Source organism: Bradyrhizobium barranii subsp. barranii, from assembly GCF_017565645.3.
In the GTDB taxonomy this organism is placed as follows: domain Bacteria; phylum Pseudomonadota; class Alphaproteobacteria; order Rhizobiales; family Xanthobacteraceae; genus Bradyrhizobium; species Bradyrhizobium barranii.
On record NZ_CP086136.1, the window covers coordinates 722,679 to 734,625 of the forward strand.

Consider the following 11,947-nt stretch of genomic DNA (forward strand, 5'->3'; position numbering starts at 1 on the left):
ACGATTAATATCCATAGAACTGCAACGCCAACCGCGCAGACAATCATAGTTGAGGTGTACTGTTCCCCAAGGATTAGGGTTCCAGCGTCCCGAAGGTTGATCTGCAAGCTCATTGCCTACACCGAAATGCCAAAAAGTCACGCGCCAGGTTGCATACGCCTAGTCCATCAACCTTTATCGGCGTGAAATGCTCAAGTTTGAATGATCGGGGCGAAGTCCGCTTTGGGGCAAAAGCGCCGGTTCGAGCTTCAGCCGGCGACTTCCGGTCTGACCTCTTCTTCGGACATGTTCAGCCTCTGAGACGGGCGGCGGGCGTGGCGTCAGCGAGTGCCGGCAGGATCCCGGCAAGCAACGATATCGCGGGGAGATTTTCGAGCCGCTACCTCCGGCGGAGAGAATACCGCCAGGTATCCTCCGTCCCCTGCGAGCTTATATGTGGCAACCTCGCGATAGCCGACGGCGGTCAATTCGCAGCGCAAGAGCTCAATTGGCGTGCCATGCTTCGACGTCGGAAGCTCAAGATCGACAATTCCGACCCGCGCATCCTGCTTTAGAGCGGCCGCGAGATTGTAGAGGAAGGCATAGGGTTGGGCTATCTCGTGATACATGTGCACGAGGATTGCAGCATCCAGCGAGGAAGCGGGCAGACGCGGGTCGTGTGGTTCGCCGAGGGCGAATTGCACGTTAGTCAACTTCAGACGTTCTGTTCGCGTGGCGAGCTCGATGAGGTAATCCCGCGTGACGTCCTGGGCAACGACAGAGCCGGCGGGGCCGACGAGGTGCGAGAGCCTGACCGTGTGGTAGCCGCTGCCTGCTCCAATGTCGCCCACTGTCATACCTGGTTTCAGTTCAAGAGCACGTGCGATTTGACCGGCCTCATTGAGGGCGTCTCGGCGCTCTTCGGCGGCGCGGCGCGGGCTGACGATCCGTGCAACAGGGCGCTGTGGTGAGGGAAACTCGTCTGCAGCGACTCCGGGGGAAGCCAGATAACCTATGTCAGCGGCGTATGCGCGAGTTGCGGCAAACGCCGCAAGTAGCGCCGTTATATAAGCCAGTGCCGTCACGGACCTGCCAAGCTTTCTCAATCGGCCTCCCAAAAGCCGACGTCTGCACCTCTATGAGTACGCGCCCTAATACGCCTCTTTCGCGTCGGCCTCTTCGCTGGTCTGGACCAGGTCGAGGCTCTGTTCGATCTTGCCGAGCAGGGCCGAGAGCTGCTTCCGCTCCTGCGCGGAGAGGCAGGCGAGGATCTCGTCTTCCCGTCGCAGCAATTGCGGGAACAGCTCTTCGTACAGCGCGCGACCCTTCTTCGTCAGTTGCAGGCGGAATTCGCGGCGGTCGGCTTCGTTCTCGACCCGCTCGATCAGCCCCTGGTGCAGCAGCGTGGTCACGGCGCGGCTGATGGTGGATTTGTGCGTGCGCGTGCATTGCGCGATGTACTGCGCGCTACAGGCATCGTTGCGGAAGCCGAGCGTGGCGATCACGCGCCAGGCCGGAATGTCGAGGCCGTGCCGCTCCTGATATTCGACCGCAAGCGCGGAACTCACCTCGGCCGCCAGCCGGTTGAGGCGGAACGGCACGAACTTGAACAAATCGAGCCGCGCCTTCGGCCGCAATGAAGCCTCGTCCATCTCTTGTCTCTTCAGCGCCGCATCGCTGGATGTCCTCGCCAAGGCTTGCGCTCCGAATTCCAGTTGACGGCCGGCCGGCTCCGGTCCAAAATAGTTGCACGTGAGACTATCTAGCAGATCAGTCCTCTCTTGACCAGAGCCGAGGTTAGCGCATGGCGCAGGCCAATACGCAGCAGGCCAAAACCCAGTTCGGCTATCGCCGCCACCCCGACCAGGATCGTCCCGGCCAGAGTGCGGCCGAGCATCCCGTGGTGGTCGTCGGCGCGGGGCCGGTGGGGCTGTCGCTCGCGATCGACCTTGCCCAGCGCGGCCAGCGCGTCGTGCTTCTGGATGATGCCGACCGGATCGGCGAAGGCTCGCGCGCGATCTGCTTCTCCAAGCGGTCGCTCGAATATTGGGACCGGCTCGGCGTCGGCGACCGCATGGTCGAGAAGGGCGTGGTGTGGAGCGTCGGCCGCATCTTCCATGGCGAGTCGCAGCTTTACCAGTTCAACCTGCTGCCGGAAGACGGTCACAAGCGGCCGGCCTTCATCAACCTCCAGCAATATTACGCCGAGGCCTATCTGGTCGATCGCATCAGCGATCTGCGCGAGATCGATCTGCGCTGGCGCAACAAGGTGACGGCGCTTGAACAGCGCAACGATTCCGTCGCGCTGACGATCGAGACGCCGGAGGGCGCCTATCGCCTGCACGCGCAATATGTCGTCGCCTGCGACGGCGCGCGCTCGTCGCTGCGGCAGATGGTCGGCGCCGAGTTCGCGGGACAGGTGTTCGAGGACCAGTTCCTGATCGCCGACGTCAAGATGACCGCGGAGTTCCCGACCGAGCGCTGGTTCTGGTTCGATCCGCCGTTTCATGCCGGCCGCTCCGCGCTGCTGCACCGTCAGCCCGACGACGTCTGGCGCATCGATCTCCAGCTCAATCGCTATGCCGATCCCGTCGTCGAGAAGAAGCCGGAGAACGTGCGGCCGCGGATCGCGCGCATGCTCGGTCACGACAAGTTCGAGTTCGAGTGGATATCGCTCTACAAATTCCAGTGCCGGAGGATGGATCGCTTCCTCCACGGCCGGGTGATTTTTGCGGGCGATTCCGCGCATCAGGTCTCGCCCTTCGGTGCGCGCGGTGCCAATTCCGGGCTAGAAGACGCGGAGAATCTGTCCTGGAAGCTCGATCGCGTGCTGCGCGGGACCTCGCCCGCGAGCCTGCTCGAAAGCTACCATGTCGAGCGGAGTCTCGCGGCCGACGAGAACATCCGCGAATCCACCCGCTCGACCGATTTCATGGCGCCGAACTCGCATCAGGAAGCGCGGCTGCGCAAGGCGGTGCTGTCGCTGGCTAAGGAGACCGAATTCGGCAAGCGCATGGTCAATGGCGGGCGGCTCTCGGTGCCGTGCAGCTACGACTCGCCGCTGTCATCGCCCGATGCGGAGGCGTGGCGCGGCGGACCGTTGCCCGGCTGCTCCATGCTCGACGCGCCCGTTGGCGAGCAGGCCTATCTGACCGACGCATTCCGCCGGGGTGGAACGGACTTCACCTTGCTGTCGTTCAGCAATGGCGCGGCGATCGATGCGCCCGATGGCGTCAAGGATATCCGCATCGGTACCGAGGGCGGGCTTGCCGACCCCTCGGGCCTTGTCGCAAAGCGCTATGGCGCCGAGTCAGGTACTGCCTATCTGCTCAGGCCCGACGGCTACGTTGCGGCGCGCTTCCGACATCCGACGCGTGCGGCGATCGCGGCCGCGTTGTCGCGGGCCCAAGGCTTGAATTGAGGATTCGCATGCTGCTTTCAACCAGCTCCAACTTCGCGCGGCCCGACGATGCCTTTCGTGCCATCGTCGAGGCGCACCGCGGCTTCACCGACGAGCAGAGCGCCGATTTCGACGCGGCACTGGTCCTGATCCTCGCCAACCATATCGGCGACATCGACGTGTTGCGGGAGGCGATCGTGCTCGCGAAGCGGCGCATGACCGACGGCCAGCAGCAACAACAGCAACAACAATAACCCAAAGACCTGAGGACGAATTGATGGCGAAGAACTTCGCATCCACCGGCGATCTCTCCGAAAAGAAGATCACCTTCTCCGAGATCGGCACCGATCTCTATGCCTTCACCGCGGAGGGCGATCCGAACACCGCGATCATCGTCGGCGACGACGGCTGCCTCGTGTTCGACGCGCAGTCGACACCCGCGATGGCCAACAAGGTGATCGAGCGCGTCCGCACCGTCACCGACAAGCCGATCAAATATGTCGTGCTGTCGCACTATCACGCCGTGCGCGTGCTGGGTGCGTCCGCCTACAAGGCGCAGGGCATCGTGGCATCGCAGGAGACCTATCGTCTGATCGAGGAGCGCGGCCAGCAGGATTGGGATTCCGAATATGGCCGCTTCCCGCGGCTGTTCCAGGATGCCGCGAGCATTCCCGGCCTGACCTGGCCGACGCTGACCTTCGAAGGCGAGATGTCGATCTATCTGGGAAAGCGCGAGGTGCGGCTGATGCAGCTTGGCGCCGGACACACCTCCGGCGACATCGTCGCCTGGGTGCCGGATGCCGAGGTCATGTTCTCCGGCGACCTCATCGAATATCACTCGGCCTGCTATTGCGGCGATGCGCATTTGCGCGAATGGCCGCTGACGCTGAACGAGATCCGCAACTTCAATCCCAAGGCGATCGCGCCGGGCCGCGGCGATGCGCTGAAGGGCACGGCCACGGTGCGCGAAGCCATCGCGATGACGCGCGACTTTGTCACCTCGCTCTACGGCGCGGCCGAAATTTCGGTCGCCAGGGGGCGTACGCTGAAGGAATCGATGGCGGCGACGCGCGAAGTCATGGATCCGAAGTTCCACAGCTTCGCCATCTACGAGCACTGCCTGCCGTTCAACGTGTCGCGCGCCTATGACGAGGCGTCGGGGATCGACGACCCCGTGATCTGGACCGACAAGCGCGACCAGGAAATGTGGGCCGCCCTGCAAGGAGGAGGATAGTCATGAACGTCAACACCTCGCCTGATCAGATCATTCGGAGCTCGGCGCAGGTCACGCCGGGCTACATGTCCGGCTTCGGCAACAGCTTCGAGACCGAGGCGCTGCCGGGCGCGCTGCCGATCGGGCGCAACTCGCCGCAGCGCTGCGCTTATGGACTCTACGCCGAGCAGCTTTCCGGCTCACCCTTCACCGCGCCGCGCGGCACCAATGAGCGCTCCTGGCTCTATCGCATCCGTCCCTCGGTGAAGCATTCCGGCCGCTTCGAGAAGGCCGATGCCGGCCTGTGGCGCTCAGCGCCCTGCCATGAATACGATTTGCCGATCGCGCAGCTGCGCTGGGACCCGGCGCCGATCCCGAAGGAGGACATGACCTTCCTCCAGGGCGTGCAGACCATGACGACCGCCGGTGACGTCAACACGCAGGCCGGCATGGCCGCGCATATCTACCTCATCACCAAGTCGATGGTGGATCAGCACTTCTACAATGCCGATGGCGAGTTGATGTTCGTGCTCCAGCAGGGCAATCTGCGCGTCGTCACCGAGTTCGGCCGTATCGACGGCGAGCCCGGCGAGATCGTGGTGATCCCGCGCGGCGTCAAATTCCGCGTCGAGATTCCGAACGGTCCTGCGCGCGGCTATCTCTGCGAAAACTACGGCGGCGCCTTCACGCTGCCGGAGCGCGGGCCGATCGGCGCCAATTGCCTCGCCAACGCGCGCGATTTCTTCACCCCGGTCGCGCATTACGAGGACAAGGACACGCCGACCGAGCTCTACGTGAAATGGGGCGGCTCGCTGTTCAAGACCACGCTGCCGCATTCGCCAATCGACGTTGTTGCCTGGCACGGCAATTACGCGCCCTATAAATACGATCTGCGCTCCTTCTCTCCCGTAGGCGCGATCGGGTTCGATCACCCCGATCCCTCGATCTTCACGGTGCTGACCTCGCCGTCGGAGACCGCGGGCACCGCGAACATCGACTTCGTGATCTTCCCCGAGCGCTGGATGGTGGCCGACAACACCTTCCGTCCGCCGTGGTACCACATGAACATCATGAGCGAGTTCATGGGCCTGATCTACGGCGTCTACGATGCCAAGCCGCAGGGTTTTGTCCCGGGCGGCATCTCACTCCACAATTGCATGCTGCCGCACGGTCCCGACCGCGATGCCTACGAGCACGCCAGCAACGGCGAGCTGAAACCGGTCAAGCTGACCGGCACCATGGCCTTCATGTTCGAGACCCGCTACCCGCAGCGCGTGACAGCGCATGCCGCGAAGTCGTCGACGCTGCAGGACAATTACGCGGACTGCTGGACGGGACTCGAGAAGCGGTTCGATCCGAACAAGCCGTGACGGTCTTCGCCTCTCCCCTTGTGGGAGAGGGTGGCATAGGCGGCCTCTGGCCGCCGTCTCTTAAGAACGCCGATGCTTTGCATCGGCTATGGCGTAGCGGCGAGACGGGTGAGGGGTCTGTCTCCGCGAGCGAACATCTCTCATTTGGACTCGCGGATAGAACCCCTCATCCGGCGCTTCGCGCCACCTTCTCCCACAAGGGGAGAAGGAAAAAAGGACCGAGCGAAAAGTGACAAAGCACCCCAACGACCCCAGCCTCCGCTCCTTCATCGACGTCGATCCCGCCTCCGACTTCCCGATCCAGAACCTGCCCTATGGTGTGTTCTCGACCTCGGCCAATCCGACGCCGCGCGTCGGTGTCGCGATCGGCAACTACGTGTTCGATCTCTGGGCGCTCGAGCAGGATTGCCGGCTCGACGTCGGCCCGCTCGGCGTGTTCTCCGGCCCCTCGCTCAATCCGTTCATGGCGCTCGGACCAAAAGTCTGGACGAAGACACGCGCGCGGATCAGCGAGCTGCTGCGTCATGATCATCCGGATCTGCGTGACAATGAGGAGCTGCGCAAGCAGGCCCTGGTGCCGATGCGCGATGCAAAATTGCATCTGCCGTTCGCGGTTTCCGGCTACACCGATTTCTATTCGTCGAAGGAGCACGCCACCAATGTTGGCGTGATGTTCCGCGGCAAGGACAACGCGCTGCAGCCGAACTGGCTGCATATGCCGATCGCCTATAATGGCCGCGCCTCGACCGTCGTGGTCTCCGGAACGAAGGTGAAACGGCCGCGCGGGCAGTTGAAGCCGCCGAATGTCGAGCTGCCGAGCTTCGGGCCGTGCAAGCGGCTCGATTTCGAGCTGGAGATGGGCGTCGTGGTCGGCCAGCCCTCCGCCATGGGCGGCATGCTTGGGGAGCAACAGGCCGAGGAGATGATCTTCGGTTTCGTGCTGCTCAACGACTGGAGCGCGCGCGACATTCAGCAATGGGAATATGTGCCGCTCGGCCCGTTCCTGGCAAAGGCGTTCGCGACTTCGATCAGCCCGTGGGTGGTGACGCGCGAGGCGCTGGAGCCGTTCCGGCTGAAGGGACCGGAGCAGGAGCCGGTGCCGCTGGATTATCTCAAGCAGGCGAAGCCGCAGAACTATGATCTCCAGCTCGACGTCTCCCTGCGCGCGGCCGGCGCCAATGCGCCCGCCGGCATCAGCCGCACCAATTTCAAATACATGTACTGGTCCTCGGTGCAGCAGCTCATGCACCACGCTTCCTCTGGCTGCGCGATGAATGTGGGCGATCTCCTTGGGTCCGGCACGATCTCCGGCCCGGAGAAGAACCAGCGCGGCAGCCTGCTGGAGATCAGCTGGAACGGCACCGAGCCGGTGGAATTGCCCGGCGGCGCCAAGCGCTCGTTTTTGGAAGACGGCGACAGCCTCGTCATGCGTGGCTGGTGCCAGGGCAATGGCTACCGGGTCGGGTTCGGGGAGGTCGAGGGGACGATTTTGGCGGCGGAGTAGCCGCGCGTTCCGGTGTCGTAGGGTGGGCAAAGCGAAGCGTGCCCACCATGCCGATCATAGTTGCGGCGACATGGTGGGCACGGCGCTAAGGCGCCTTTGCCCACCCTACGAGACCTACCGCCTCTCCGGCGGCACATCCCGCACCCGCGCGCAATGCGCCGCGACATCCTCCGGGCTGTACTTCAAATGCACCCGCTTGTCGGACGGCACGTGTTTGGTGACGCACACGCCCGGCCGCCATTCCTGCGTCGGCCTGATCGGGCGCGGCGCAAAGCCGCCGCCGCAATTCGGGCAGACGTTGGAGAGTTTCGTCTCCACGCAATCCGCACAGAACGTGCATTCATAGGAGCAGATCCGCGCGTCCGTTGCATCAGGCGGCAGGTCGCGGTCGCAATATTCGCAGTTCGGTCGAAGCTGGAGGGCCATGGCAGAATCTCCGCAGATTGGCTTGATCATCGCAGACGGCGCGTGAAGCGCGAATGCCGTAGTTCCCTCGATTTCAGCCAGCCTTCAAATCCTTCAGCGGCAGCCGCGAGCTTTCCTTGAGCCTGTCGAGCACGATCGAGGAGCGCACATGCGCCACGCTCTGGTGCGGCATCAGCACGTCGTTGACGAGATTGGAGAGACCCTTGAGATCGCGCAGCACGGCTTTGAGCACGTAATCGGCGTCGCCCGTCAGCGAATAAGCTTCCTGGATCTCGTCGATGCGGTTGACCAAGGCGCGGAAGCGTTTCGAATTGTCCGGCGAGTGGGTCGCGAGCCCCACCTGGATAAAGGCGATCACACCGAAGCCCAGCGCTTCGCTGGAGAGATCGGCGTGATAGCCCGAGATCACCTTCTCCTCCTCCAGCCGCATCCGCCGCCGCGAGCATTGCGAGGCCGAGAGACCCGCGAGATCGGCGAGCTCCTGGTTGGTGAGGCGGCCGTCGTCCTGGAGCGCGCCCAGGATCTTGAGGTCGAAGGCGTCTACGGAGATCATGCGTCATTTATCCATTTCATGCACGGATCGTGCATATGATAGCCAAAACGCGCCTCGTTTGCACGCTCATTGCACGCCCGGTGAAGGATAGTTCATGGCAGCAGCAATTGGAGAGCACAATGGGTCCGTTTCCGCACGATGCACCGCCGGCCACCGTCACCGCCGACAATCCTATGGGCACCGACGGGTTCGAGTTCGTCGAATATGCGCATCCCAATCCGGAAGAGCTGCACGCGTTGTTCAAGCTGATGGGTTATGCGCCCGTCGCCCGCCACAAGAGCAAGAAGATCACGGTCTACCGCCAGGGCGACATCAACTATCTCGTCAACGAGGAGCCCGGCACCCACGGCTTCGACTTCGTCGCCGCGCACGGCCCCTGCGCGCCGTCGATGGCGTTTCGCGTGGTCGATGCGAAGGCGGCCTATGACCGTGCGATCGCGCTCGGCGCCGAACCTGCCGATGTGTCGTCGGTGCAGAAGACGCTTGATGTGCCCGCGATCAAGGGCATCGGCGGCAGCCTGCTCTATTTCGTCGATTGCTACGGCGCCAAGGGCTCGGCTTACGATGCCGAGTTCGAGTGGTTGGGGGCACGCGATCCCAAGCCGGTCGGTGCCGGCCTGTTCTATCTCGATCACCTCACCCACAACGTCCATCGCGGCCGCATGGATGTGTGGACGGGCTTCTACCAAAAGCTGTTCAACTTCCGCCAGATCCGCTTCTTCGACATCGAGGGTCGCGCCTCCGGCCTGTTCTCGCGCGCGCTGACGAGCCCGGACGGCAAGATCCGGATTCCGATCAACGAGGACGCCGGCGAGTCCGGCCAGATCGAGGAATATCTGAATATCTATCGCGGCGAAGGCATCCAGCACATCGCCTGCGGCTGCCGCGATATCCACGCCGCCATCGAAGGCCTGCGCGAAGCCGGCCTGCCCTTCATGCCGTCGCCGCCCGACACCTATTTCGAGAAGATCGACGCGCGCCTGCCGAAGCACGGCGAGGATGTCGCGCGGCTCCAGACCAACGGCATCCTGATCGACGGTGAGGGCGTGGTCGATGGCGGTCAGACCAAGGTGCTGCTGCAGATCTTCTCCGCCAACGCGATCGGCCCGATCTTCTTCGAGTTCATCCAGCGCAAGGGTGACGATGGTTTCGGCGAGGGCAATTTCAAGGCCCTGTTCGAATCGATCGAGGAGGACCAGATCCGGCGCGGCGTGTTGAAGGTGGATAACGCGGCGTAGGTCAGGCTGCCGTGGGGTGGGCAAAGCGTAAGCGTGCCTACCACTTCTATCAGAATTGCGGAGCGGTGGTGGGCGCGGCGCTTCGCGCCTTTGCCCACCCTACGCGATCTTTGCCGAGGCTAGATCTACCTCTTCCACGCAGCCATCACCGCACCAATCTCCGCGCCCTCCGGCTCCCGCACCGCCGACGGCGTGCGTGAGAACCGCGGCGCGGGCGCGGGCTGCTTCACGCCGTGGCGCTCGAGGAAGACGTTGCGGGCGACCATGTGCGGATGCTCGGTCGCTTCCGACATGGTGAGCACCGGCGCGAAGCAGATGTCGGTGCCTTCCATCATCTTGCACCAGTCCTCGCGCGTCTTGCTCTTGAACACGGCCTTCAGCTTTTCTTTCAGCGCGGGCCAGGCCTTGGGGTTCATCTGCGCGTCGAAGTCGGCATCGGTCAGGCCCGCGTGCTCGCGCAGCAGCGCGTAGAACTGCGGTTCGATCGAGCCGATCGAGACGAAGTGCCCGCAGGCACATTCATAGACGCCGTAGAAATGTGCGCCGCCGTCGAGGAAGTTCTGGTTGCGCCCCTCGCTCCAGCGGCCGATCGTCTTCATGTCGAAGAAGAACGACATCAGCGATGCCGCGCCGTCGCACATCGCGGCGTCCACGACTTGGCCCTTGCCGGACCTTTGCGCTTCGAGGAGGGCGGCGAGCACGCCGACGACGAGATAGAGTGCACCGCCGCCGAAATCGCCGACCAGGTTGAGCGGCGGCACCGGGGCTTCCTTGGTGCCGATCGCGGCCAGCGCGCCGGTGATCGAGATGTAATTGATGTCATGGCCGGCGGCGTTGGCCAGCGGGCCTTCCTGGCCCCAGCCGGTCATGCGGCCGTAGACGAGTTTTGGATTGCGCGCGAGCACGACGTCGGGGCCGAGCCCAAGCCGCTCCATCACGCCGGGACGAAAGCCCTCGACCAGCGCGTCGGCGCTGGCAAGCAGGTCGAGCACCTCCGCGATCGCCGCCTTGTCCTTGAGGTCGAGCTCGATCACCTTGCGGCCGCGGCCCGCGACCGACTTCATACTCTTCTTCGCACCGACGCGATCGAGCGTGACGACATCGGCGCCCATGTCGGCGAGCATCATGCAGGCGAATGGGCCGGGTCCGATGCCGGCGAATTCGACGACACGGAAGCCCGAGAGCGGGCCGGAGGTGCGGACGGAGGAGGTGGGCGCTGGTTTATCGAGCACGCTGTTGTTTCCTCGGGTCACCGGCGAATGCCGGTGGTCCGGCAATCGCCTTAGACGTTCCTCTTTGGGGACGAGTTAATTGGCTGATTAACTTTTCTCGCCTTCATGTCCGCGTGGCAAGCGGTTTTCATGCATGGGCGCATAATAAAAGCGGCGCGCATTGCTGCGCGCCGCGGAAGATTTGTGTTGAGGCGCTAAGGCGCGACGCGCTGTCGCGCTTTATCGACTCGATCAGCCCGCGGCGGCCACCGCGCGCTGCGCCATCACCTTGACGAGGTTGGCGCGGTATTCCGCCGTGCCGTGGATATCGGCCAGCAATCCGCTCGCCGGAATGCTGACGTTGTCGAGCGCCGACGGCGACCAGTTCGCCTTCAGCGCGGCTTCGATCGCGGGCACCCGCATCACGCCGCTCTGCGAGGCGCCGGTGGCGGCAACACGGATCTCGCCCGACTTCGTCTGCGCGACGAACACGGCGGTCAGCGCGAAGCGTGAGGCCGGATGCCGCATCTTTTCGTAGCCCGCCTTCGCCGGCACCGGGAACGACACCGCAGTGATGACCTCGCCGTCTTCCAGCGCCGTCGTGAACAGGCCCTGGAAGAAGTCCTCGGCCGAGATCGACCGCTTGTTGGTCTTTACGGTGGCACCGAGCGCCAGCAGTGCGGCCGGATAGTCCGCAGCGGGATCGTTGTTGGCGATCGAGCCGCCGATCGTGCCGCGATAACGCACGGCGGGATCGCCGAGCACCGAGGTGAGATAGGCGATCGCGGGGATCGCCTTCTTCACATCGGCATTCTGCATGATGTCGAAATAGGTCGTGCCGGCCTTGATGGTCAGCACGTCGCCCGAGAGCTCGACACCGATTAGCTCCTTGATCTTGCCGAGGTCGATCACGTCGGACGGGCTGGCGAGCCGCTGCTTCATGACCGGCAGCAACGTCTGGCCGCCGGCGAGGAATTTCGCCTCACTGCTCTTGCCGAACAGGGCGACGGCCTCGTCGACCGAGGAGGGGCGATGATAAGTGGTCTGGTACAT

General features: G+C 63.7%; 12 protein-coding genes. 6 read left to right on the plus strand and 6 right to left on the minus strand.

All coding sequences use genetic code 11. From position 1 onward, the window contains the following. Positions 1–320: 320 nt before the first annotated feature. On the minus strand, positions 321–1,085 hold the full coding sequence (locus J4G43_RS03545) for a class I SAM-dependent methyltransferase (protein WP_225004599.1): 765 nt from the start codon (positions 1,083–1,085) through the stop codon (positions 321–323). Positions 1,086–1,130: 45 nt separating this feature from the next. After that, entirely contained in the window at positions 1,131–1,673 is a 543-nt protein-coding gene (locus J4G43_RS03550; RefSeq protein ID WP_208084011.1) for a MarR family winged helix-turn-helix transcriptional regulator, read from the minus strand. 110 nt (positions 1,674–1,783) lie between these two features. Here J4G43_RS03550 and J4G43_RS03555 point away from each other — a divergent pair, with 110 nt between their 5' ends. From J4G43_RS03555 to fahA, 5 genes are all read left to right on the plus strand, one after another. After that, complete coding sequence (locus tag J4G43_RS03555; protein WP_208084012.1) at positions 1,784–3,400, plus strand: FAD-dependent oxidoreductase; 1,617 nt, start codon at positions 1,784–1,786, stop codon at positions 3,398–3,400. Between the two features lie 8 nt (positions 3,401–3,408). Beyond that, positions 3,409–3,633 (plus strand): DUF2783 domain-containing protein, encoded by a 225-nt coding sequence (locus J4G43_RS03560; RefSeq protein ID WP_208084013.1) that lies wholly within the window; start codon positions 3,409–3,411, stop codon positions 3,631–3,633. A gap of 23 nt (positions 3,634–3,656) precedes the next feature. After that, positions 3,657–4,613, plus strand: a complete 957-nt coding sequence (locus tag J4G43_RS03565) for an MBL fold metallo-hydrolase (RefSeq protein ID WP_014490504.1) — start codon at positions 3,657–3,659, stop codon at positions 4,611–4,613. A gap of 2 nt (positions 4,614–4,615) precedes the next feature. Continuing rightward, the gene (gene hmgA, locus J4G43_RS03570) at positions 4,616–5,962 is read left to right on the plus strand and encodes a homogentisate 1,2-dioxygenase (RefSeq protein WP_208084014.1); all 1,347 of its coding nucleotides are present in this window, start codon (positions 4,616–4,618) and stop codon (positions 5,960–5,962) included. A 229-nt stretch (positions 5,963–6,191) separates the two neighbouring features. Next, on the plus strand, positions 6,192–7,466 hold the full coding sequence (fahA, locus tag J4G43_RS03575) for a fumarylacetoacetase (RefSeq protein ID WP_208084015.1): 1,275 nt from the start codon (positions 6,192–6,194) through the stop codon (positions 7,464–7,466). Between the two features lie 114 nt (positions 7,467–7,580). Here the strand turns inward: fahA and J4G43_RS03580 are convergent, their stop codons facing one another. Continuing rightward, positions 7,581–7,892 carry a DUF1272 domain-containing protein gene (locus J4G43_RS03580; protein WP_208084016.1) on the minus strand — a complete coding sequence of 104 codons (312 nt, stop codon included), beginning with the start codon at positions 7,890–7,892 and terminating at the stop codon, positions 7,581–7,583. 73 nt (positions 7,893–7,965) lie between these two features. Next, positions 7,966–8,445 (minus strand): Lrp/AsnC family transcriptional regulator, encoded by a 480-nt coding sequence (locus J4G43_RS03585; RefSeq protein ID WP_038959069.1) that lies wholly within the window; start codon positions 8,443–8,445, stop codon positions 7,966–7,968. Positions 8,446–8,564: 119 nt separating this feature from the next. Here J4G43_RS03585 and hppD point away from each other — a divergent pair, with 119 nt between their 5' ends. Then, positions 8,565–9,683 (plus strand): 4-hydroxyphenylpyruvate dioxygenase, encoded by a 1,119-nt coding sequence (hppD, locus tag J4G43_RS03590; RefSeq protein ID WP_208084017.1) that lies wholly within the window; start codon positions 8,565–8,567, stop codon positions 9,681–9,683. A 125-nt stretch (positions 9,684–9,808) separates the two neighbouring features. Here hppD and J4G43_RS03595 read toward each other — a convergent pair whose 3' ends face one another. Together J4G43_RS03595 and J4G43_RS03600 are read right to left on the minus strand one after the other, a co-directional pair. Then, positions 9,809–10,915, minus strand: coding sequence for a CaiB/BaiF CoA transferase family protein (locus tag J4G43_RS03595; RefSeq protein WP_208084018.1), 1,107 nt, complete (start codon positions 10,913–10,915; stop codon positions 9,809–9,811). A gap of 231 nt (positions 10,916–11,146) precedes the next feature. Then, complete coding sequence (locus J4G43_RS03600; protein ID WP_208084019.1) at positions 11,147–11,947, minus strand: FAD binding domain-containing protein; 801 nt, start codon at positions 11,945–11,947, stop codon at positions 11,147–11,149.

Bases quoted from the DNA above. Each gene is read 5' to 3' on its own strand.
- J4G43_RS03555 (WP_208084012.1), top strand. From the start codon at position 1,784: ATGGCGCAGGCCAATACGCAGCAGGCCAAAACCCAGTTCGGCTATCGC.
- J4G43_RS03560 (WP_208084013.1), top strand. From the start codon at position 3,409: ATGCTGCTTTCAACCAGCTCCAACTTCGCGCGGCCCGACGATGCCTTT.
- J4G43_RS03565 (WP_014490504.1), top strand. From the start codon at position 3,657: ATGGCGAAGAACTTCGCATCCACCGGCGATCTCTCCGAAAAGAAGATC.
- hmgA (WP_208084014.1), top strand. From the start codon at position 4,616: ATGAACGTCAACACCTCGCCTGATCAGATCATTCGGAGCTCGGCGCAG.
- J4G43_RS03580 (WP_208084016.1), bottom strand. From the start codon at position 7,892: ATGGCCCTCCAGCTTCGACCGAACTGCGAATATTGCGACCGCGACCTG.
- J4G43_RS03585 (WP_038959069.1), bottom strand. From the start codon at position 8,445: ATGATCTCCGTAGACGCCTTCGACCTCAAGATCCTGGGCGCGCTCCAG.
- hppD (WP_208084017.1), top strand. From the start codon at position 8,565: ATGGGTCCGTTTCCGCACGATGCACCGCCGGCCACCGTCACCGCCGAC.
- J4G43_RS03600 (WP_208084019.1), bottom strand. From the start codon at position 11,947: ATGTACCAGACCACTTATCATCGCCCCTCCTCGGTCGACGAGGCCGTC.